Below are 22,150 nucleotides of genomic sequence, written 5' to 3'. Positions count from 1 at the left end.
AAATCTTTATTGTCATTATGCCATCTATCGTCTTAAAATAAGATGATAGTAGATTGAAAAAAAGGAGATAAACATGAGAAGTATAGTACGGAGCTTTATAAATGGAATTTTAACAATCGTCCCGATTATTCTTGTTATATATGTTGTTTATAAAACGTTTATGTTTTTAGACGGGATTCTGGGGAGTGTACTGAAGCCTTATTTAAAGGATGATTATATTCCTGGAATTGGTATACTATGTACCTTTATTTTGATCACCATTTTAGGCTGGCTTTCTACAAAGGTTTTCACCGGTGCCCTTTTCCGATTAGTCGATAGATTGCTTGAAAAGATACCCGTTATCAAAACCATCTACTCCGTTATTAAGGATACGATTAATTCCTTTCTTGGCGAGAAAAAATCATTTTCAAAGGTTGCAATCATTACGATCCCGGGAACAAAAATGAAAAGTATCGGTTTTATCACAACAGAGGATCTAGAAAGCTTTTATGATCCATTGAAGGATCATGTTGCTGTCTATATCCAACAAACGTTTCAAATTGCAGGCTTCACTTTTTTAATTCCTAAAGATGAGGTAGAAATTATTGATGTAAAGCCTGAGGATGCGATGAAATTTATCCTCTCAGGCGGGATGACTTCAACAGATAAGTAATCTAACTTACTTTAAGCTCGAGCACCCACTTTTTATTTGTGGCCTCGAGCTTGACAATAGTAGTTGGCATTTGCTAACACATGAATGAAATATCGAAAGGATAAAACAATTAGCATTTCCTCGTCAAACATACACATGCTTTTTATTTACTTATACAGCCGTATAACCTCCATCGATCATTAAGGAAGTACCAGTGACAAAATCATTTTCTACTAAAAAGACAATTCCGTGTGCAATTTCAGATGCTTTACCAAGTCTGCCGATCGGATGTCTTGCCACCAATCCATCATAAAATTCTCAAAGAGCTTCCTTGTTCACCATTCCAGATTCAACATAACCAGGACATACTGCATTAACTCTAATATTTTTATCAGCGTATTCAACAGCTAAGGACTTTGTTAAAATATTTACTGCACCCTTACTAGCATTGTAAGCAAAAGCACCAGCTTCACCTACATGCCCTAAAATTGAAGCTGTATTTATAATTGAACCTCCAGCGGTTTTAAGCATTTCTCGAATTGCGTATTTTGCACCGAAGAAAACCCCCATCTTGGTTGATTGAAATGACTCGATGATAATCTTCATAAGTAAGCTCGTGAGTAGTAGAAAGAATACCTACTCCTGCGTTATTTACCATGACATCCAGCTTCCCGTAGGTCTTTACCGTTTCAGCTACTAGGTTTTCAACAGATTTTTCATCTGCGACATCTACTTTTATAAATAAGATGTTCGCTCCTTTTTCTTTTAGTTCTTTTTCAACAGCTTTTCCTCCCTCTTCATTGAAGTCGGATATAACAACCTTTGCACCTTTATCAACGAAAGCCTCTGCTGTTGCTAAACCAATTCCCGACGCTCCACCTGTAACTATTGCAACTTTACCATTTAAATTTGTCATTCACTTTACCTCCTATGTAAGTCTTGTTCTCTTTACATTTAAACATTCCATTATTTTACAATGTTTCCATTTCACTGAAATTATAATATTAAACCTCTCCTTAATAACTTTAATCTTCTCGGACTATGATACCGCTATTGTTAGGAAGTGTATTCTAATAAAAGACGATATAATGTAAACGGAATCATTTTAGATGACGAATATTAAAGAATAAGATATGATATATTCTGAGATAGATAGAACGTATCATAATACTGCTGTACAACTTTTGTTAGAAAGATAAATTAATTTCATAGAGGAGGCTATTCACTTGAAATACATATCTATCGGTAATACTGATTTAAAAGCATCAAATATTATTATGGGTAATATGCGTATCACCCAGCTTTCGCTGCCTGAGGTTGAACGATTAATCCGCACTGCAATGGATGAAGGAATCAATTTCTTTGATCACGCTGATATTTATGGTGCAGGAGAATGCGAAACAATTTTCGCCAACGCCATTAACATGGATGATGATATTCGTGAGAAGATGATTATTCAAAGCAAATGCGGCATCCGTGCAAAAGAAAATTATTTTGACTTTTCGAAACAACATATCATCCACTCTGTAGATGGTATTTTAAAGCGCTTAAAAACAGATTATTTGGACATCCTTCTTCTCCATCGTCCTGATACATTAATGGAGCCAGAAGAAGTTGCTGAGGCTTTTGGAGAACTTTATGAGTCTGGTAAGGTAAAATATTTCGGTGTCTCAAATCATAATCCTATGCAAATGCAGCTGTTGCAAAAGTATATTCCTTACAAATTAATGGTCAATCAATTACAGTTAAGTGTTGTACATACCCCACTTATTGATTCGGGCATTGCATTAAATATGAATATTGATCAAGCAATTAATCGTGATGCGAGCATATTAGATTACTGTCGCTTGAATGATATTACTGTACAAGCTTGGTCGCCTTTCCAAAAAGGCTTTTTTGAAGGTGTTTTTCTCGGAGATACTGAGAACTATGCGGAATTGAATGTATTAATTAATGATCTAGCAAACAAATATGATGTTACGGCTACCGCAATCGCAACCGCTTGGATCACAAGACATCCAGCGAATATCCAGGTTGTTTTAGGGACAACTAATGCACAGCGATTGAAAGATGCTTGTAAAGGTTCTGATATCCCATTAACAAGAGAAGAATGGTATCAGCTTTATAAAGCCGGAGGAAAAATCGTACCATAATCTCTGTTAAGGTGTTTATACGTATTATAATTACCATGTAGCATATGAAATGCTCAAAGCTTTTTGCTTTGAGCATTTTTTATATTTAACCTATTTTATTGGGCCTTAAGTTAATGCTTTAGAATGAAATTTTTGGCGAATAAAAGCAATGCAAAGCAATAATATGGGGATTATGATTTGTAATACGGTATGAATATATGGGACGTAAATTTTAAATCCAATTTCTAAATGCTCGATATAGCTAGTTGTTCTAATCAGTGATAAAGATGTAATGATTGTACTTAGTGCCAGTACGACAGATCGAATTTGGTTTAGCTTAAATAATTGAGAAATTCCTTATGCCGCTCCAATTGTAAAACCTCCACCCTTAAAAAACACTCCGGTTACCATCATTAATATAACGAGTGCATCAAAACGTTCTAGAAAATCTGCAATCGAAACCATTTGAGTTGCTGATATATAGAGAAAAACTTTTTTTAGAATAATATTCCGGACTAAAATAGAAATCATCATAATGGAATTAATCGTTAATAATAATCCCCCAATGAGAATAAAAGACATACCTATCTTTCTTATATTCTGTTTATTATTTATATACGGAAAAATCATTAAAACAATAACGGTTTCACCAAAGGGAAAGTTTATCGCTCTAGGAAATATCTCTTTCATTAATGGTTTTACACCATTTCCCAACACCGGAGTAAGATTTTTACATCAAACTGTTGAACACTAAATAACAGAATCCATATTAATATGAGAGCAAAGATGTAGATAGGAAATAAAACCTCTCCCATCCGAAAAAAATTTCAATTCCACTTCTAATACAATAGACAATAAGTACCATGAAACTTCCAATGACGAGAACGATTGGTGTTTTATCTAAAATAGCAGTAACGATCAGATCTCCCAATTCTCTGCATCCCCTTGCTGCAGAATATGTAAAATGCACAATATAAAGGAGGATAATTGGATAAGAAAGAAATCTGCCTATAATTCTTGGAAGCATTTGTACCAATGTTTCATTTGGGTAATAAGCAAATAATTGCGTATAGACAAACATTAATATTAGACTAAATAGCATCCCGAACAAAATAAATATCCACGCATCCTGTTTTACATTTAACCCCAATCCCAAAATTAACGCTGTACCTAAAACATACCCATTCATAATATAGATAAATTGGAGTGCGCTAATCTTCTCAACCCTCATTGGAAATCTCCCTTAAATATAAAATAAGTGAAAATTGATTTTGTTATTATTTCCAAGTGAAAAGCCGTTATGCATTTTCCTATTTTACTTAGAAAGACTCGGCCACTTATTCGCAGTATAGAGACTTTGTTTTTTTATATAAAAAAGGCAACTACTTTAAAATCCAGCAGTTACCTTTATTATCCTATTTCATATCAGAAACTATATATCTCTTACTAAATAACGATTAATAATATTCAATTACAATATAAGCTTCTTTACCATCTACCTCCTTACTTTTACTGCTGTCTAAAGGTATGATAATAAATAATTTCGTTTTTCTTTACAAGCTCCTTCTTATTCGGTTTTTCTTTCCCATACCCTAGTCCCAATATCGCTAATACTCTTCGGTCATTCGGTATGTTTAAAGCATTTCTTACATATGTTTCTCTTTGTTCGGATTCAACCTCATCCTCTGCGTTAAATACAGCACCAAATGCACAGCCTAACCCTGCGTTTACTGCCGCTAACCAAATATAACCGCTTGCAATAGAGGAATCCTGTATCCAATACTTACTAACCGTTGGCCGACCTGTTATTACGATGGCATAGGTTGCTTCTTTTAACCATGGCATATATGGGGTTGTATTAGCAAGATGATCAAGCATCCCTCTATCATTCACAACAATGAACTCACGGGATGGTAAATTATTCCCGGTTGGCGATAGCCATGCAACTTCCAAAATTTCTTCAATTGTTTCTTTCGGAATCGATTGGTTTGAAAAACTGGTAATCTCACGTCTATTGCTTACAACTTGGTTAAAATCCACCTTTTTCTCCTCCATTCTTGCATCTAAGAAATAATTATTATACGTTTATCGTATCAAACATTCAGCTTATAACCAATTTTAATTACTTGTCTTCTTCCTTTGTACTACATGAAAAACAATAAAGGATTTTTTCTTTCGTAATAATTCCATCTAAAAAACCGTCCAAACAATAGATTGTTTTCTCACAAACAGAACACTTTCCAACTTCCTCTCGCATAAGTTTCCTCCTTAAATATTGTTGAACTCTTACCAAAAGTATACATGAGATTGACTAATTTATTGAAAAAATAAAGCAAAATCTATAACTATACAGAACTATGTTTTTAGTCAGAAAGTTTTCTTTAATAAGGAAGTATGTACAATGGACTTAAGTAATATTCTTATTACAATAGTATAGTTAATTTTCTTTAAAATACTTTACTACATTTGCTTTTTGTAAAGTAAAGATAATAGAATAAAACTAAGTCATTTAAGTGGAGAAGATAGCAATGAAAAAAACGATAAAGGTAGTAGCAGCAATCATTGAGAATGATGAAAATGAAATACTTTGTGCTCTTAGATCCTCTCAAATGTCTTTACCAAATATGTGGGAATTCCCTGGTGGAAAGGTTGAGAAAGATGAAGATATCTTTCAGGCGATTAAAAGAGAAATAAATGAAGAATTAGGTTGCCAAGTGACTGGAGAGACTCTTTTTCATGAGAATATATACGAGTACGATACATTCAAGGTTCATTTATTGTGCATTACATGTAAGATCACAGAGGGAATTCCGCTTCAAACTGAACACGCTAAGCTAATATGGCTAAAAAGAGAAAATTTAGATTCATTAAGATGGGCGCCTGCAGATCTTCCAGCTGTGGAAAAATTAATTAATGAAAGTAGCCTTTTTCTTTAATAATGAAAGACTACTTTCATATCAGGAACAAATTTTTTAGAATGTCATCCTACTTAAAGCCCGCCGCATTCAGAAGAGTTTCCTTTGTTCTCTTGATTTTGTTTCTGTTTTTCTGCATTTTCTTCCGAAACAGACTCCAATCCATATCCAGTTGAGCTAATTTCTAAAACTTCTTCCTTCCTTTTTAAAGGTTTAAAAGTATCTTCGAATGGACCGTTTGCCATAAACTAGTCCCCCCTTCCTGTTTTTTCTATTGTTCTCTATAATATTTTGTTTTATTTATGACCAAATTAAAAATATTATGTTTTCCAATTCAAAAATTCACTTTCAAAAAGTATTCCTATTATTTTTACAGAAAAGAATTGTGATTTAAAACTATGATAATAATAAAAATAATGTTACAATATGAAATATTAAAATTTTCAGAAGAATTTTTTAATGGACTGTTTATTTGGAGGGATTAAACTTGGCTGAACAACGTAGTAATATGATTAAACAAGGAATTGACCGTGCCCCACACAGAAGCTTGCTTCGTGCAGCCGGTGTAAAAGATGAAGATTTCGGCAAACCGTTTATTGCGGTCGTCAATTCATATATTGATATAGTTCCAGGGCATGTACATTTACAAGAATTCGGTAAAATCGTAAAAGACGCAATCCGTGAAGCTGGCGGTGTTCCATTTGAAATGAATACAATCGGTGTTGATGACGGGATTGCGATGGGCCATATTGGAATGCGCTATTCATTACCAAGTCGTGAAATCATCGCTGACTCAGTTGAAACAGTTGTTTCTGCCCATTGGTTTGATGGCATGGTTTGTATTCCAAACTGTGACAAAATTACACCAGGTATGTTAATGGCGGCTCTTCGTGTAAATATTCCAACGATTTTCGTTAGTGGTGGACCAATGAAAGCTGGTACAGATAAAGATGGTAATCCGCTTAACTTAAATTCAGTATTTGAAGGTGTTGGAGCCTACCAATCAGGTAAAATAACAGAAGAAAAACTTCAAGAAATTGAGCAATTTGCATGTCCAACATGTGGTTCGTGTTCAGGTATGTTTACAGCAAACTCAATGAACTGTCTAGCTGAAGGTCTTGGCCTTGCACTTCCGGGAAATGGAACCATTTTAGCTGTTTCTCCTGAACGTAGAGAATTTGTTAAACGCTCTGCTACACAGTTAATGGAACTTATTAAAAAAGATATTAAACCACGTGATATCGTTACGATTGATGCGATTGATAATGCTTTTGCATTAGATATGGCTATGGGTGGTTCGACCAATACTGTATTGCACACACTTGCATTAGCACATGAAGCAGAAATTGATTATTCATTAGAACGTATCAATGATATTGCAAGCCGAGTACCACATCTGGCAAAAATTGCTCCTGCATCAGATTACCATATTGAGGATGTTCATAACGCAGGTGGAGTAAGTGCAATCATTAATGAGGTCCTTAAAAAGCCTGGTGCTATTAATGGCGATTGCTTAACTGTTTCAGGCAAAACATTACGTGAAAATGTTGCAGGAGCAGATATTTTGGACAAGAATGTCATCCGTCCATTAGACAATCCACATTCTGAGCAAGGCGGTCTTGCTGTTTTATTTGGAAACTTAGCTCCAGATGGTGCGGTGATAAAAGTTGGTGCGGTTGACCCTGCTGTTGGCGGCTACCATAGAGGTCCTGCAATTTGCTTTGATTCGCAAGAAGAGGCACTTTCAGGAATTATTACTGGTAAAGTAAAAGAAGGCGATGTTGTTGTGATCCGTTATGAAGGTCCTAAAGGCGGACCAGGAATGCCAGAAATGCTTGCCCCTACATCACAAATCGTTGGTAGAGGTCTTGGAGCAAAAGTAGGTTTAATTACTGACGGACGTTTCTCAGGTGCATCAAGAGGCATTTCAATCGGCCATATTTCACCAGAAGCTGCAGAAGGCGGTCCGATTGCATTTGTAGAAAATGGTGATATCATCGAACTTGATTTAAATAATCGTACGATCACACTTGAAATTTCTGATGAAGAATTTGCAAAACGTAAAGCGAACTGGAAAGGCTTTGAACCTAAAGTAAAAAAAGGTTACTTAGCACGTTACTCTAAGCTCGTTACTTCTGCAAACACTGGTGGAGTAATGAAAATTTAATTAGAATGGGCTTGAACCTGTCAGTTACCCGAAAATTGGGATCTGACAGGTTTTTTATTATAACCTCTAGTTAAACTCATTCGTGTAAAAAAAGCCTAACAATATTTTTGCTAGGCCCTAACTAGAGGTTTATATTATTTTGAAATAACACTTTTGTCTTTTAAGATTCTAACTCGATAAACCCCTCCTGCAATTTTTCCATCTTCCGAAGCAAATTTCACTTCTACCTTTTCTTTTCCTTTTGTTAATGAAAGAGGGATATCGTAGCAAACATCAAAAAGCTTACCTGGATCGTTTCTTTTCAGAGTTTGATGAGCAATTTGTGACCCATCTATTAAAATATCAAATTCACGCTGATACGCTTTGCCGTCTTCATGCAAAATAGTATCATTCCCGCAGTAACTAACAAGCAGGTACATCTGATTATCTGGATGTACAGCCATTTCATAACTGAAATAACCATCATTTTTACAATCTCTCCAGCCAGAATTGAAGAGGTTTAAAAAACCAGTCCTAGAGTTTTTCGACTTAATTTCATGATCGACCTCTGGTTGCTGTTCATTTGGGTGAACAACATCAACCGTTATTTCTCTTAGTTTTTTCGCTTCCTCTTGTTCTTTGTCAACGAAAGACTGATAATCTGTTTCATCCATGATATTCCAATAGATCGTATAGCGCTGATGATGCAGGTCATAAAAAGGAATGAGAGTGACGCTTACATTTCCAGGCTGTCCGATTTCAGCTGTTCGAAAGGCTAGCTTTTCTCCTGCAATTGGTGTAATCCACTTTGAAACTTCCTTTTCATTAGTAATAAGGTCTGGAACGGTTATTAAGGGATGGTTATTCAGCTTAACATGATCAGCAATGATATCTGTTTCAGGGAATTTTTCTCTGCCTAAAGCCCCTGCCAACACAATCGGTCCATAAAGAATAGCAGCCTTTCTAGGATCATTTTTATTTCTTGAAAGGTGCAAACTCATCGGTATCTCGATATCAATGATATCACCTTCGCTCCATTGACCTTCAATGGTTATATAACCACGTTTTTGGGACTGGTATTGCTTTTGATCATTTACAAGGACAGTCATTGGTCCTGACGCCCAACCTGGTACCCTTATATGGAGCTTTACGTTTCCTTTTGTACCACTATTAAATAATAGTTTTGTTTTATTAGATTCTGGAAAGTTTGTTACCTGCGTTAGCTTCAAATTTTTATTTTTCACATGAATTTCTGATGAGATAAAGAGATTTACATATAAATCATCTTGATTTACATAATAAATATGCCGATTATATCTTGCCGGATTTTCCATTCCTGTCCCAGTACAACACCAGAAAGACTCATCTGGCGTACAATATACTTTGAAATGCCCAGGTTGTGTTGAGACAAAATATGTTTTCATTCCCGAATCAGGATCTTGTGAAGCTAGAATATGATTATAAAGCGCTTTTTCATAGTAATCAGTATATTCTGCTTTTTGTGACCATTGGAATAGTAATTCCGTTAACTTCAGCATATTATAGGTATTACACGTTTCGGTTGTTTGAATGCCAAGCTCTTCCGTATTTTCCGGGCCGAAATGCTCGTTTATACTATTACCGCCGATTACATACGATCGATGCTTTGTGACCTGTGTCCAAAAATACTCTGACATTTGCTTATATGTTTCGTCACCGGTGATCATATAAAGCTTTGCAGCACCGATTACTTTCGGGATTTGTGTATTTGCATGCTTTCCTTGCAGATCATCTATTCCTTCTGCAAGAGGATCTAACACAGCCTTATGACAGAAACGAATGGCAAGATCCAAGTAGTTGCGATTGTTAGTAATAAGATAGAGATCTGCCATCGCCTCATTCATACCGCCGTGTTCACAGATAAGCATCCTTTGAAACTGCTCATCTGTTAATTGGTCTGTACCTTTTTTCGCCCAGTTGGCTAGCTTCATTACAACGTCTAGTGCTTGTTCATTTCCTGTCAGCTGATACGTATCAATAAGACCCGCATAAATTTTATGAATGCTGTACCATGGGACCCATCCTCCGCCAAGGCTAAAATTTTCTACCTCAAAATCCCCGGTGAAAACCTTATCGAAACAGACTCTTGAAAACCCGCTTACATACCCTTCACCATCAAAGGCCTGGATAAGTGATAGCTCTTTTACTGCATAATCAAGTTTCTCCTTCAGTTTCTGCTCATTTGTTATTGAATACATCGTTGCTGCTGCAGAAAGCCAATGACCAATTGAATGACCGCTAATACCTGTTTTTTCCCAACCGCCATAACGGGGTTTTTTTGGTGTTTTCCCAGAAGCCTCATAGCAAGGTGCCAATAATCGATCAACATCAAGATAAAGAAGATATTCCTTTCCTTTTTCTTGTGATTGTTTAAACATGCCATCTAGTAATCGAACATTTTCCATATTCATTTCCTCCTTGAATCCAACACATGTTGTCATATCCTTATTATTACAAGGCAATGGAGAAAACGGAATTCACAATACAACTAATTCCATATCTTTTTTTTGGTTTTTCTGTGATAAAATATAGAAAACTTGAGTAGAGGGTGTGTTGGATAAATGAATGAGGTCAATTTATTGTCATACAGTCTTCCTCTTATAAGAGAAATCGGCCATATGTGGGATGACAATGGAACAAGCGGTCATCCAGATCGTCATATGGAAACGATAAATGTGTTTGTTTATGTAAAAAAAGGCAATATACAAGTGATAGAGGCCGGAACGGAATATACATTAACCGGCGGAGAATATCTTTTTCTTAGGAAAAATGTACCGCATTGGGGTACCTCCTTATATTCACCAGGCACAGAATGGTACTTTATTCATTTTCACGACACATTAGATGAGATGGGCTTGGAGGATTCGCCGGAATTCTCTCATTACCAGCAATCATCTTTGATCTTAGAAGAAACCTATCATTCACATCTAAAATTACCTAAGCAAGGGTCTGTAATAAACCCAGAGTATACCGAACTGCAGCTTAAGAAGCTTAATGAGGATTTTATTTCCCCGCACCCGCTTCGCCCACTCTATTTAAGTCTCATGACCTATCATTTTTTTATTGATTTATATATGAATCGATTAAAAGAGATGAAACAGACAAAACAAAGCAGGATTGTCGGCAAAATGATTGAACTTTTTAGCCGCTCAGCTGCTACAAAATTAACAAGTAAGGAAATCGCAGATGAGCTCGGAATGAATTATGCCTATTTATCAACCTTATTTCGAAAAGAGACAGGGAAAAGTATTACACAATTCCAGGATGAGCTATTAATTGAAAAAGCGATAAAGATGTTAAAAAAGGAATCTGTCAATATATCAGAGGTTAGTCATGCATTAGGGTTCTCAAACCCCTTTTATTTTAGCAGAGTATTCAAGAAAGTAACCGGGGTATCTCCAACTACCTATTTGAGTCAAACATATCGAAGCTAGCGTAATAATGGAATTACTTACGTTACCGTTTTTATTTTCCAGATAAAATAATAGTATTTATATCCTACTATTATAAGTAAGATTACTCTGATCAGTATGCTATCTACCAAAATAAATGGGATGGCGATCATACAATCAGCAAAGATAAGTATGGTTAGTTTCTGTTTTAGCGTCATTGCTTTGTTTTTGACAAAACCCTCTAGATGGTTTTTATAGACATCGGTACCTTTAAACCAGATCTCAAATTTTTCCGAGCCTTTGACAAAGAAAAATGAGGCTAATAATAAAAATGGAGTTGTAGGCAATAGCGGAAGAATAATTCCTAATAGACCAAGTCCAAAAAAGAAAAAGCCAAGGAAAATATAAAGAGATTTTACTATTTTGATCATCATTTTTCATTCCTTTTTATTTTTAGCTTACTATCACTACTATAATCTTAACGATCTTAGTCAATTTCGCAAGTATCATTCAGCTTTATTTTTCTACCAGGGATACTAAGCGAAGGGAAAGTTATGATATAGTTAGATAGAAATAATAAACGAAGGAGTATATTATATGACGAAACAAGAAGAACAACATACATTGCCGCCAAAAACATGCTCAGTTGACCGCCTAGTAACATTGAAGGAAGATGTAAAAAAAGTCCTCAAAGGAGAGAAAACGGCAACGCGACGAAATGGAAGATATGCTGATGTCGGCGAGATCATGGTATTAGAGGGCAAAAAATTCAAAGTAGATCGCGTATATTCACAGAGCTTAGGTGAATTAACCGATGACCATGCAAAACAGGAAGGATATGAAACAGTAGAAGAATATAAGCAAGCGATCTTATCCTATCATCCAGGAATGCCTTGGCTTCCCCATATGAAAGTTTGGGTCCATGAGTTCAGTCCTATTCAAGAATAACTAGCAACAGAAATGGACTATTTTTTCTACCGAATACTCATCTTTATTCATGTAGTAAGTGTCATCGTATCAATCGGTCCTTTTTTTATCCTTTTGCCTTTAGTAAAAAAACTTAATGAAGCACGAGAAGCTGAGTTAGATACATACTTAAATACATTTCGATATGCTGTCAGTCTATCAAAGCATTCAGGACATGTATTGGTTGGATCAGGAATATTACTTGTTATTTTTGGCCCCTGGACTTGGGGTACTCCCTGGATTATCATGACACTTATAATTTTGTTTTGTTCCTTGTTCTTTTTGGCCCGTGCCTTTTCACCGACACTTAGAAAGTTTCAAGAAAAGGACCAAATAAGAGAAAAATTAACAGCAAAACTCAACCGAACGATTTGGATCTATATCTTATTATTAATGGCCATGCTATGGTTTATGGTTGTTAAGCCGGATGTATGGTAAGAAAAGCGCAAGACGCTTAGCATTCGCCGACAAGCATAAGGCGAAAAGGAATAGAAGGTGTTCTTTACCTTCTATTCCTATTTGACTAGACCCTAGAGGCAGTTAAAAACTAGGACGGCCTTATCTCTTAACTGCACTGGCACGTCCTGTGCTTCGCCGATGGCGCCTGGAGCTAGACACTAAAACTAAGTAAAAATTTATACTTTATCTTTTAAAAAAAGGGTGACAAAATCGTCACCCTTCTTCGTTAATCACAACCTCCACTCCAAAATGATCAGAAATGACAGGCTTATTTTCCCCATTAAAAATAACAGTAGATTTGTTCACAGCAATAGGCATATTCGTAAAAATATAATCAATGCGCAAATCTTGTTTATTTACATCCCATCCCGCAATTTTTCCTTTGACAGTTATCCCGTTATCCTTTATATTCGCTAATTGATAAGTATCATATAATCCTTTATTTAGTAAATAATCATACCCCTCATTTTTTACATTGGCTGGATTATTAAAGTCACCCATTAAATAAAACTTGCGATCCTTTTGAACTTGGGAAAGCAATGAATCTACTTGGCTTTGAAATGGTTCTTCTTCATCCTGCCACCACCCTAGATGGCAGGAATAAAAGGAGATCAGCTCATTGTGATAGCGAATTTTTGCCCCAACAATTTTCCTCGTTTTCCAGTAATTCGTGTCTTCTGATTGACTGATAAAAAACGAAACCTCTTCTTCAATTTGATGCTTTGTTAATAATGCCAAGCCTTCTTCATATTTTTCATAACCGATGTGAGAAAAATCCCAGACATACTCATAATTTGTTACGCCAATTTCCTTAAGATGATGTAAAAGAACCGCAATAAAGTTATCTTTTTTAACCTTTCCTTCACATTTTTCTTCACCAATTAACTGACTTACTTCCTGAAGAGCAATGACATCATAAGATATTTCCTTAATTGTTTTAGCTAAATATTTTATTTTGTCCAGCTGATTTTCCTCTTGCCATGAATGACAATTTAATGTTAAAAGTTTCATTGGTTACGCTCCTAAACGATCTTGAATATCTGATTTGAGGACATCAGCCTTTGGCCCGTAAATGGCTTGTACACCTTTATCTTTAATAATTAATCCTAATGCACCGTTTTTCTTCCATTCTTGTTCAGAAGCAACCGCTTCTACATCTTTAATTGTGACACGAAGTCTAGTCATACATGCATCAACATCTTCAATATTATCTTTTCCGCCTAATAAGCCGATGATCGCTGTTGCAAGAGAATCATCTGTTTTGTTTTTATCGTTGTTTTCGTTTACATGAGCTAGGTCACTATTTTCTTCTTCAATATAATTTCCCAAACGGCCTGGTGTCGGCATTTTGAATTTTTTAATCATAAAGTTGGCAACAGTAAAGTTTAAACCGAAAAATACAAGACATGCGATAATAAAATTAACCAGATCCAGCCACAAACCAGCTTTGATAATCATAGGTGTTCTTGTCAATAATTCAATGATACCAAAGGAATGAACTCGTATATCAATTATATCTACTATGGCAAAGGCTAATCCTGTCATGACCGCATAAGCAACATAAAGAACTGGTGCTGCAAACATAAACATAAACTCAATTGGTTCCGTTACCCCTGTTAAAAATACAGCTAATCCTGCAGATAGAAACATCGATTTGTATTTTGTTCGCTTTTCTTTATCAACATTCCGATACATCGCTAATGCGATCCCGATTAATGCGGCACAAGATAAGATCATCTGTCCTACTTTAAAGCGGGCAGGTGTTACATCATTTAATAAAGCTTTATAACCTTCGATATCACCAGCGGCAAGGAAATTATTTAAATCCGCAATCCATGCAAGCCATAAGGGATCTTGACCTGCAACCGTCTGACCGGCACTTGGACCTGTTAAGATCGTGTAGGTTCCTCCAAGCTCCGTATAATTCATTGGAACCGTCAACATATGATGTAAACCAAATGGAAGCAATAACCGCTCTAACGCACCAAATATAAATGGGGCGATAACAGGAGCAGTATCTCGAGACGATGCAATCCATTTTCCAAAATCATTTAATAAACCTTGAACAAATGGCCAGATGATCGCCAAAATGATCGCTGTAATAACAGATCCAACAATCACAACAAATGGAACAAAGCGTTTTCCGTTAAAAAAAGCAAGTGATTGTGGCAGTTTACTGTAGTTATAGTATTTATTAAAGATATTAGCACCTAAAAAACCGGAAATAATGCCCACAAATACGCCCATATTTAATGCTGGAGCACCTAGTATCGATGTAAAATAATCCTTAACAACTAATTCGCTGCCGAATAAAGAAGTTACTGTTGCTGATTGATCACTCAACATGTCACTATTCACACCAAAAATAGCCCCAGTAATCCGATTAATTAACACAAAGGCAATTAATGCGGCAAAAGCTCCTCCAGCACGTTCCTTCGCCCATGATCCACCTATAGCTACTGCGAATAAAACATGTAAGTTACCAATAATCGCCCAACCGATTTCTTCCATCACAAGTGCAATCGTTTGCACGAAAGACAAATCAACATCGACCATTCCTACTAACTTTCCAAGAGAAATCATAATTCCAGCTGCAGGCATAACTGCAACAACTACTAATAAAGCTTTTCCAAACTTTTGCCAAAAATCAAATGATGTGATTTTCATAGAACTGAGCCTCCTAAAATAAATACTATTAAAGATGAGCAACCGTTTGCACTTATGGTTAAATGAAGTGTGCTCTTTACTTTTAAAGGGTTTTCTTTTCCTGTAAATAAAGTATCATAATTACTGATTAAGCGCAATCGTTTGCATGAAATTTTTTATATTATTTTTTTGCAAAAATGAACTCTTCAAGAAATAATATCAATTAATGGAGATAATATTCCTCCAGGTACATCATATCCATAAACAATCGAACAAATGAGATAAACGATCACGATGGCAATTATTGCTGCTACAATATGATTTTCAATCCTACGAATCGATTCTTTCTTCAAAACAAATCAGCCTCCTCTACTCTTCTTTCATTATTTTGTTTCATTTTTTATAATTTAAACTATATTATTACTTATTGTTTTACATTAACTTTTTAAAATAATTAACCCCTCGTGAAATACACGAGGGGTTAATTATTTTAATGTCAAATGGTTTTAGTAAATAAATTTACTAAGTAACGGACCTGCAAATCAAAAAAATCAACTTAATAATGAAATTAAATATAATAATGTAAAAATTCAGACAAACAAAGCACAGCTAGCGATTGTCCGTACGGCATAGTGGTAATTTTAATTTCTTTATAGAAATCTAAACTGTCGCCCATACCTGTACCTACAGACACCTTTTGCAGGGCACCCTCATCATTAATTTCTTTTAAAATTCCTTGAATGGCTTTGTATGCTACTTCCTTGTATTCTTGACTAACATATCGTTTATGGACAGATTTTAAGATTCCATAGGCAAAACCTGCTGTTGCTGATGCTTCCAAATAAGATGATTTATCGTTGATTAAGGTATGCCATAATCCGCTCTCATCTTGATAAGCTGCTAACGCTTCAATCTGTCTATTTAATGTATCAATTAGAAACTCTCTAAAGAAATCCCCTTCTTTTAAATCCAAAATTTCAATAATTTCTGGTATGGCAATGGTTATCCAGCAGTTTCCTCTTCCCCATAATGCTTTAGCATAATTGTGATTTTCTTCAAAGGTCCATCCATGGAACCATAATCCTGTTTTACGATCACTTAAATATTTAATATGAATTAAAAATTGTTTCTTAGCTTCTTCAATATATTCCGGTTTGTTGAAAAGCCTTCCAATTTTCGCTAGGGGAAGCACAGTCATCATCAATGTATCATCCCAAAGCTGGTTTTTATTTTCAGGACCATATGTCATATGCTGAAGACCATCTTCCTTCGTACGCGGCATATCATACATAACCCACTCTGCCCAATCTTCTAAATAAGGCACAAATGTCTGATCCTTCGTTTCTTCATATAAAAAAGCTAAAGTTAATAGCGGAGCCATTGTATTTACATTTTTAGGTGGGACTCCTTCTTCAAATCTATCTTTAAACCAATCTGTAATAATCTTAATAGCCTTTTGGTTATTTGTTAGCTTCCAATATTTAAAAATTCCGTATAACCCAACACCTTGTGGCCAGTTCCAAACGTTCCAGCTCTTATCATCAACAACCAAACCATCGAAGTTTAATAGAAATTCACCTGTATTATCTTTTATTTGAGAAAGATTATCCATCAGCTTATCAATATGATCGATGACTTCTGTTCTTTGAATAAAAACTTCTTTTTGAATCATGTATATTCCCTCCAACTGAATAATAAATTGAGTGCTTACTTAAAACATGCCCAATTAAACGTTTTCAAATTACATATAACATAGCTTTTCTTTTCTCTTTTCCCTGAAAGTAATTCCGTTTTAGTTCAAAAATTTCTTTTCTTTTGTTCTTTTACTACCCTTTTTGTTTATTTATTTCCTTTTGTTTTTGATTATAGTGAACTTATTGGAATTGGTCAATGAAAATTAATAAAAAATTTGAGAAAAAATTCGCAAAAAAAGTAGAAGAAACTTTCCTCTACTTATATTATCAAAGATTAAATTTTCGTACCCGCTTATAAAATGTACTTCTTGGAATGTTTAAGTATTCAGCTGCTAATGTTACATTTCCATTTGTTTTCTGCAATGCCTGAATCATCTGTTCTTTTTGGATTTTTTCACGTAGGGTTAATTTTTCTGAATTCGAATTTATTAGACTTGAACTTGGAGAGTTACGATCAAAAATAAGATTTTTTTGCTTACTTTCAAATAAAGAAGGTAAAAAATGCTGTAATTGTTCGGTTTGCTTTACTCCTCCTTTAACTAAAATATTTATTCTCTCAATGACATTTAATAGCTCTCGTATATTCCCTGGCCAATCGTGTTTCATCATTGCAAGGTGAATTTCCTCTGGAATCTCGAAATCCCAAGCATGTTTTTGACAAAAATATCGAATTAGGTATGGAATATCTTCTTTTCTATCTCGTAACGCTGGTACAGTAATTGGATAGACATGAAGTCTGTAATACAAGTCCTCCCGGAAGGTTCCTTCACAAACCATTTGGTAAAGATCTCGATTAGTAGCTGCAATTACCCTAATATTTAGAGGAATTTCCTTTGTACCGCCAATAGGTGTTATTGTCCGCTCTTGAAGGACTCTTAATAAAGACACTTGCATGGATTCTGAAATTTCACCAATTTCATCTAAAAAAATCGTTCCATTGTTCGCTTGTTCAAATTTACCTTTATACCCTTGCCGACGCGCACCTGTAAAAGCTCCTTCTACATAACCAAATAGCTCACTTGCCATTAATTCTTTATGGATGGCTCCACAATTCACCGCAACAAAAGGTCCATTTTTTCTTGAACTATTTTCATGAATTGATCGTGCACAAAGTTCCTTGCCTGTTCCCGTTTCCCCATAAATACAAACACTCGCATCTGTTTTGGCTACAAGCTTCATTTCAACAAGTGCTTTTTGAAAAGCATTGCTTGTTCCTGTTTCACCTTTAAAATGAAACTTTTCTATTTCAACACTAGGAATGAAAAAAGAGTTGGCCCTCGTTGTTAACTGATCTTTTAAATAAATGGCCCGGCCGATCAAATGAGCATGTCTATAATCAGAATAAATCGGTATGTCTAATTGAATGGTCAGGCCGAATTCCTGTAAATCCTCAAGATTAGTACCTATGAAAGTCATAAATCTTTCCCGCAATGAATTACTTGCAAACACTATTTCATGTTGATTATTACAAATAATAACTAGTTCGTTGGTTTCCGTATATTTAATTGATTTTTGCATTAATTCATATTCATCTTTATGTACATTGAAACTTAATTCACGTTCAATCGCATATGCAACAGAAGTTACCATTCCAAGCATAAACGGATGGGAGCGCTCAACTGGACAAGAAACATCAATAACTCCCAGCAATTTCCCACCAGCATCCCGGATGGGCGCAGCAGCACAGCTCCAATAATGCGAAGCGATTGTGTAATGCTCTGAACCAGTTATCATGATTGGTTCTCCAATTTGCAGAACAGTTCCAATCGCATTCGTCCCAACTTCATTCTCCGTCCAGCGGATCCCTTCGACAAAATTAATGGCACTCGCCCTATGGAGTATCTCTTTATTACCGGAAACCGATAATACATAACCATCCGGGTCTATAATAAGAGCCATCATTCCTAAGGATGTAATAGAATCATATAAACGATGAATGTGAGGCTGTGCGACATTCAAAAGAGATTTATTTTTTTCCTTTTGTGTTTCAAACTCTTCCTTCGAAAGAATAGTTGTCCCTTCATGTTGATATGGATTGACATCAGCTTTCTTACAACGGTACCAGGATTCGCTAATTTGCTTAGAAATACGTGATGAATCAAGTGTACCTTCATTAACAAACCGTTTCCACGTGTTTAATGGGAGTACAGTGTCCATCATTTAAAATCTCTCCTCTATTATTTTCTTCATAATGAGAATCCTAAAAATAGATTTGTTTCAAAAGTATATGTTACAAGGATGTATATTATAGGAGTTAAGTTAAGTGGATGTTCATTTAAAGTATTAAAACAATGAGGGTTTATATTTTAACAATTGTTGTCATTAATTACCTGTACAATTTGATTCAGCTATCGGTATTCGTTAATAAGTTTATTATAACGATATATGTAAGCACTTACAACTGATTTTTCATTATTATCAATCTTCAAGATTGTACAGGTAATTCTATTACGTAATGCTATAATAGCTCCAAAATCATGTTGGGGAAACAAGAATTTTAATATGGTTTTTGTTTTTGATTAATTCTTCAAACCCGCCTTCTATTATATTCTGTAAAACTATTTTTTCGGTTATAACCTCTTCAACAGGTAATCTTCCTTCAGCTATTAATCGAATCGTCATTGGGAATACATTTCGATAACCCAAGATCCCTTTCAATTGCCGTTCTTTTAAGACAAGACTATTTGGTGAAATACTTGACTCTTTTTCCCATATACTTACAATAAGCACCTGTCCCCTCGTTTTTGCACATTCAATCGCATCGTTTAAACAAACATCCACACCCGTTACCTCAAAGCAAACATCTGCCCCGCCATTGGTTAACTCATTAACAGCTTCTATTACGTTTTCCTTAATAGGGTTAATAACAAAATGTGCTCCAATATTTATTGCAAGTTTTTGTCTTTCTTCAGAAATTTCAACAGCAATTATTTTACTAGCACCTGCTGAAACTGCTGCCTGAATAATCAGTAATCCTATCGGTCCTGCACCAAAAACAACGCAAGAATCACCTGCTTTTAAGGCACTTTCCCTAACTGCATGAACAGCAACAGCTGTAGGCTCAACCAATGCACCTTGTTCATATGTCATATGATCTGGCAAAATATGAACCATTTCTTCGTTTACTGTGACAAATTCTGAAAAGCCGCCTCCACCGCCAGCTAATCCTAAAAACCCCAATTGTTCACAGACATTATATGTTCCCGCTTTACAAGCCTTACACATACCACAGGCGAAAATGGGCTCTACTGTTACCTTATCGCCAACCTTAACTCTTGTTACACCATCGCCTATTTCAGTCACTATACCAGAGAATTCATGACCTAATATAACCGGGACTTCCTCTCCTGTTAAAGGATGAGGCTGGGTGGGTAGAAAGATGGGACCTGCAAGATATTCATGTAAATCTGTACCGCAAATACCGCACCATTTCACACGAATTTTTACCATACCAGACTGAATCATTGGTTCTTCTACTTCTTTAATCCGAATATCTCGAACTCCATACCATTTTGCAGCTTTCATGAACATCAACTCCGTATCATCTTATTATTTTAAATAATAGGACTTCAGTAAATTTATCTAACTGAATATAGTTAGTGATCATTCTTTCTTCTATAAACTTTTCGAACAAATAAAGCATGGTAAAATGCCCTGATAATACTTGCATGCTTGGGCATATTCCTGCTCTCATGTTACATATTAAAAGTATGGGAGTTTCCTAGAAATGAACGGTATGGCCAACCGAACCAAGAATCGCTTCATGAACAGCTTCACCCAAAGATGGATGTGCAGCTACAAAGTTTTCTAGAACATCAACTGTTAACTCGGTATGTAACATTAATGTCGCTTGTCCAATTAACTCTGTAGCACGAGGACCAATAATAGATACCCCAATAATCGATTGATATTCTGGTTCAATGATGATCTTGACTTTTCCGTTCTGCTCATTAAGTATAAGTGCTTTACCGTTTGCTGCAAAAGGAAATTCTCCGATTTTCAAGTCATGAAATTGATTTCTCGCTTCCTTTTCTGTTAAACCAACACTCGCTATTTCAGGTGCTGTATAAATACAGCGCGGCACTGCTTGATAATTTACACTAGTCTCGTGACCACAAGCATGATTAGCAGCAACTGTTCCTTCATGAAAAGCAACATGTGCAAGCTGTATTCCTCCTATAACATCACCACACGCATAGATATGAGAATAAGAGGTTTGCATATATTCATTTACATGAATTCCTTTTTCACTAAAAGAAACGCCGATCTTTTCGAGTCCAAGCTCGTTCACACGCGGTTTTCTTCCTACGGATACAAGCACATAATCCCCACGAAAAGTCTTATTTTCTTCTCCTTGGCGAATTGTCACTTCTTTTAAATTTCTATTAACATGCTTTAATGCTGCATCTGTATATATTGTGACACCTTCTTTTTCAAGCTCCTGTGTTAAAAATGAAACAATATCCGGATCCTCTGCAGGCAGGAGCTGGTTTGCCATCTCAATGATCGTAACTTTTGTTCCCATCCGGCTAAAAATGCTTGCAAATTCGCAGCCAATTACCCCGCCGCCAATAATAATGATTGATTCTGGGACTGAAGGCAAATCAAGTGCTTGACGACTATCTATGATCCATTCTCCATCAAAAGGAGCAAAAGGAAGCTGGATCGGTTCTGAGCCAGTGGCAATAATAATATTATCTGCATCGATTTCTTCCTGTGAAACACCTTTATCGATTAAAAGTCGATGGCTTGTAAGAAATGAAGCTGAACCATTTATCACATTTATTTTATTTTTTTTCATTAAGTAGCCAATTCCATTTACGAGATTATTTACAATGTTATTTTTATATGATAATACTTGTGTCCAATTAATTGAGACACTCCTGTTATCAAGCTGCACCCCAAATTTATTGGCTTTTTTTACCTTTCCATAAATATCCGCACTTTCTAAAAGAGATTTGGTAGGCATACACCCCTCATTTAAACAAGTTCCACCTAAACTTTTTTGTTCTACTAAGATTACCTGTTTACCCTGCTGGGCAGCGACAATTGCCGCTACATACCCAGCAGGACCTCCTCCAATAATGACAAGCTTTGACAAGCGATTTCACCACCCTTATAAAATGAGAA

General features: G+C 35.6%; 20 protein-coding genes and 2 pseudogenes. 7 read left to right on the top strand and 15 right to left on the bottom strand.

Annotated features, from left to right (window positions below):
* Positions 1-73 precede the first annotated feature (73 nt).
* Positions 74-652, top strand: a complete 579-nt coding sequence (locus ACSVDH_RS13480; RefSeq protein ID WP_439253226.1) for a DUF502 domain-containing protein — start codon at positions 74-76, stop codon at positions 650-652.
* A gap of 150 nt (positions 653-802) precedes the next feature.
* On the opposite strand, the pseudogene ACSVDH_RS13475 reads toward ACSVDH_RS13480, so the two are convergent.
* Positions 803-1,547 (bottom strand): annotated as a pseudogene (locus ACSVDH_RS13475) (SDR family NAD(P)-dependent oxidoreductase).
* A gap of 310 nt (positions 1,548-1,857) precedes the next feature.
* On the opposite strand from ACSVDH_RS13475, the gene ACSVDH_RS13470 reads away from it, so the two are divergent.
* A complete protein-coding gene (locus tag ACSVDH_RS13470) occupies positions 1,858-2,784 on the top strand; it encodes an aldo/keto reductase (protein ID WP_439253227.1) in 927 nt (308 codons plus the stop codon).
* Positions 2,785-3,120: 336 nt separating this feature from the next.
* Here ACSVDH_RS13470 and ACSVDH_RS13465 read toward each other — a convergent pair.
* The 4 genes and pseudogenes from ACSVDH_RS13465 to ACSVDH_RS13450 all read right to left on the bottom strand — a co-directional run.
* A pseudogene (locus ACSVDH_RS13465) lies at positions 3,121-3,483 on the bottom strand (GerAB/ArcD/ProY family transporter); the annotation flags it as partial.
* Positions 3,484-3,532: 49 nt separating this feature from the next.
* The gene (locus ACSVDH_RS13460; RefSeq protein WP_439253229.1) at positions 3,533-3,994 is read right to left on the bottom strand and encodes a GerAB/ArcD/ProY family transporter; all 462 of its coding nucleotides are present in this window, start codon (positions 3,992-3,994) and stop codon (positions 3,533-3,535) included.
* A 278-nt stretch (positions 3,995-4,272) separates the two neighbouring features.
* Complete coding sequence (locus tag ACSVDH_RS13455; RefSeq protein WP_439253230.1) at positions 4,273-4,803, bottom strand: nitroreductase family protein; 531 nt, start codon at positions 4,801-4,803, stop codon at positions 4,273-4,275.
* Between the two features lie 82 nt (positions 4,804-4,885).
* On the bottom strand, positions 4,886-5,020 hold the full coding sequence (locus ACSVDH_RS13450) for a hypothetical protein (protein WP_299095803.1): 135 nt from the start codon (positions 5,018-5,020) through the stop codon (positions 4,886-4,888).
* Between the two features lie 271 nt (positions 5,021-5,291).
* Between ACSVDH_RS13450 and ACSVDH_RS13445 the strand changes: the two genes are divergently transcribed.
* The gene (locus ACSVDH_RS13445; protein WP_439253232.1) at positions 5,292-5,699 is read left to right on the top strand and encodes a (deoxy)nucleoside triphosphate pyrophosphohydrolase; all 408 of its coding nucleotides are present in this window, start codon (positions 5,292-5,294) and stop codon (positions 5,697-5,699) included.
* A gap of 53 nt (positions 5,700-5,752) precedes the next feature.
* Here the strand turns inward: ACSVDH_RS13445 and ACSVDH_RS13440 are convergent, their stop codons facing one another.
* Entirely contained in the window at positions 5,753-5,923 is a 171-nt protein-coding gene (locus tag ACSVDH_RS13440) for a hypothetical protein (protein WP_299093115.1), read from the bottom strand.
* A gap of 242 nt (positions 5,924-6,165) precedes the next feature.
* Between ACSVDH_RS13440 and ilvD the strand changes: the two genes are divergently transcribed.
* Positions 6,166-7,845 carry a dihydroxy-acid dehydratase gene (gene ilvD, locus ACSVDH_RS13435; protein WP_299093114.1) on the top strand — a complete coding sequence of 560 codons (1,680 nt, stop codon included), beginning with the start codon at positions 6,166-6,168 and terminating at the stop codon, positions 7,843-7,845.
* Positions 7,846-7,979: 134 nt separating this feature from the next.
* Here the strand turns inward: ilvD and ACSVDH_RS13430 are convergent, their stop codons facing one another.
* Entirely contained in the window at positions 7,980-10,268 is a 2,289-nt protein-coding gene (locus ACSVDH_RS13430; protein WP_439253233.1) for a beta-L-arabinofuranosidase domain-containing protein, read from the bottom strand.
* A 156-nt stretch (positions 10,269-10,424) separates the two neighbouring features.
* On the opposite strand from ACSVDH_RS13430, the gene ACSVDH_RS13425 reads away from it, so the two are divergent.
* Positions 10,425-11,297: an AraC family transcriptional regulator gene (locus tag ACSVDH_RS13425; RefSeq protein ID WP_439253235.1), complete on the top strand. Its 873-nt coding sequence runs from the start codon at positions 10,425-10,427 to the stop codon at positions 11,295-11,297.
* Between the two features lie 17 nt (positions 11,298-11,314).
* On the opposite strand, the gene ACSVDH_RS13420 is transcribed toward ACSVDH_RS13425, so the two are convergent.
* Positions 11,315-11,686 (bottom strand): DUF454 family protein, encoded by a 372-nt coding sequence (locus ACSVDH_RS13420; protein WP_439253236.1) that lies wholly within the window; start codon positions 11,684-11,686, stop codon positions 11,315-11,317.
* Between the two features lie 166 nt (positions 11,687-11,852).
* On the opposite strand from ACSVDH_RS13420, the gene ACSVDH_RS13415 reads away from it, so the two are divergent.
* Positions 11,853-12,203 carry an ASCH domain-containing protein gene (locus ACSVDH_RS13415; RefSeq protein WP_299093109.1) on the top strand — a complete coding sequence of 117 codons (351 nt, stop codon included), beginning with the start codon at positions 11,853-11,855 and terminating at the stop codon, positions 12,201-12,203.
* A 12-nt stretch (positions 12,204-12,215) separates the two neighbouring features.
* On the top strand, positions 12,216-12,659 hold the full coding sequence (locus ACSVDH_RS13410; RefSeq protein WP_439253237.1) for a hypothetical protein: 444 nt from the start codon (positions 12,216-12,218) through the stop codon (positions 12,657-12,659).
* Between the two features lie 234 nt (positions 12,660-12,893).
* On the opposite strand, the gene ACSVDH_RS13405 is transcribed toward ACSVDH_RS13410, so the two are convergent.
* The 7 genes from ACSVDH_RS13405 to lpdA all read right to left on the bottom strand — a co-directional run bounded on the left by ACSVDH_RS13405 (position 12,894) and on the right by lpdA (position 22,121).
* Positions 12,894-13,691 carry an endonuclease/exonuclease/phosphatase family protein gene (locus tag ACSVDH_RS13405; RefSeq protein ID WP_439253238.1) on the bottom strand — a complete coding sequence of 266 codons (798 nt, stop codon included), beginning with the start codon at positions 13,689-13,691 and terminating at the stop codon, positions 12,894-12,896.
* 3 nt (positions 13,692-13,694) lie between these two features.
* On the bottom strand, positions 13,695-15,347 hold the full coding sequence (locus tag ACSVDH_RS13400) for a PTS transporter subunit IIBC (RefSeq protein ID WP_439253239.1): 1,653 nt from the start codon (positions 15,345-15,347) through the stop codon (positions 13,695-13,697).
* Positions 15,348-15,532: 185 nt separating this feature from the next.
* The gene (locus ACSVDH_RS13395; protein WP_299093103.1) at positions 15,533-15,679 is read right to left on the bottom strand and encodes a hypothetical protein; all 147 of its coding nucleotides are present in this window, start codon (positions 15,677-15,679) and stop codon (positions 15,533-15,535) included.
* Between the two features lie 215 nt (positions 15,680-15,894).
* On the bottom strand, positions 15,895-16,998 hold the full coding sequence (gene bglB, locus ACSVDH_RS13390; RefSeq protein WP_439253240.1) for a beta-galactosidase BglB: 1,104 nt from the start codon (positions 16,996-16,998) through the stop codon (positions 15,895-15,897).
* A gap of 289 nt (positions 16,999-17,287) precedes the next feature.
* On the bottom strand, positions 17,288-19,180 hold the full coding sequence (locus ACSVDH_RS13385; protein WP_439253241.1) for a sigma-54-dependent Fis family transcriptional regulator: 1,893 nt from the start codon (positions 19,178-19,180) through the stop codon (positions 17,288-17,290).
* Positions 19,181-19,495: 315 nt separating this feature from the next.
* Positions 19,496-20,545 (bottom strand): 2,3-butanediol dehydrogenase, encoded by a 1,050-nt coding sequence (locus tag ACSVDH_RS13380; protein ID WP_439253242.1) that lies wholly within the window; start codon positions 20,543-20,545, stop codon positions 19,496-19,498.
* Between the two features lie 196 nt (positions 20,546-20,741).
* A complete protein-coding gene (lpdA, locus tag ACSVDH_RS13375; RefSeq protein WP_439253243.1) occupies positions 20,742-22,121 on the bottom strand; it encodes a dihydrolipoyl dehydrogenase in 1,380 nt (459 codons plus the stop codon).
* Between the last annotated feature and the right edge of the window lie 29 nt (positions 22,122-22,150).

Origin of the sequence: Metabacillus sp. Hm71 (genome assembly GCF_051842955.2) — a bacterium.
Classification (GTDB): Bacteria; Bacillota; Bacilli; order Bacillales; family Bacillaceae; genus Metabacillus.
This window is presented reverse-complemented; position numbering and strand designations above follow the sequence as displayed.

Excerpts from the sequence above, each read along its gene's own strand:
- ACSVDH_RS13385 (WP_439253241.1), bottom strand. The coding sequence starts at position 19,180 with ATGATGGACACTGTACTCCCATTAAACACGTGGAAACGGTTTGTTAAT.
- ACSVDH_RS13450 (WP_299095803.1), bottom strand. The coding sequence starts at position 5,020 with ATGCGAGAGGAAGTTGGAAAGTGTTCTGTTTGTGAGAAAACAATCTAT.
- ACSVDH_RS13410 (WP_439253237.1), top strand. The coding sequence starts at position 12,216 with ATGGACTATTTTTTCTACCGAATACTCATCTTTATTCATGTAGTAAGT.
- ACSVDH_RS13425 (WP_439253235.1), top strand. The coding sequence starts at position 10,425 with ATGAATGAGGTCAATTTATTGTCATACAGTCTTCCTCTTATAAGAGAA.
- ACSVDH_RS13380 (WP_439253242.1), bottom strand. The coding sequence starts at position 20,545 with ATGAAAGCTGCAAAATGGTATGGAGTTCGAGATATTCGGATTAAAGAA.
- ACSVDH_RS13415 (WP_299093109.1), top strand. The coding sequence starts at position 11,853 with ATGACGAAACAAGAAGAACAACATACATTGCCGCCAAAAACATGCTCA.
- ACSVDH_RS13460 (WP_439253229.1), bottom strand. The coding sequence starts at position 3,994 with ATGAGGGTTGAGAAGATTAGCGCACTCCAATTTATCTATATTATGAAT.
- ACSVDH_RS13400 (WP_439253239.1), bottom strand. The coding sequence starts at position 15,347 with ATGAAAATCACATCATTTGATTTTTGGCAAAAGTTTGGAAAAGCTTTA.
- ACSVDH_RS13405 (WP_439253238.1), bottom strand. The coding sequence starts at position 13,691 with ATGAAACTTTTAACATTAAATTGTCATTCATGGCAAGAGGAAAATCAG.
- ACSVDH_RS13440 (WP_299093115.1), bottom strand. The coding sequence starts at position 5,923 with ATGGCAAACGGTCCATTCGAAGATACTTTTAAACCTTTAAAAAGGAAG.
- ACSVDH_RS13430 (WP_439253233.1), bottom strand. The coding sequence starts at position 10,268 with ATGGAAAATGTTCGATTACTAGATGGCATGTTTAAACAATCACAAGAA.
- ACSVDH_RS13445 (WP_439253232.1), top strand. The coding sequence starts at position 5,292 with ATGAAAAAAACGATAAAGGTAGTAGCAGCAATCATTGAGAATGATGAA.
- ACSVDH_RS13480 (WP_439253226.1), top strand. The coding sequence starts at position 74 with ATGAGAAGTATAGTACGGAGCTTTATAAATGGAATTTTAACAATCGTC.
- ACSVDH_RS13420 (WP_439253236.1), bottom strand. The coding sequence starts at position 11,686 with ATGATCAAAATAGTAAAATCTCTTTATATTTTCCTTGGCTTTTTCTTT.
- bglB (WP_439253240.1), bottom strand. The coding sequence starts at position 16,998 with ATGATTCAAAAAGAAGTTTTTATTCAAAGAACAGAAGTCATCGATCAT.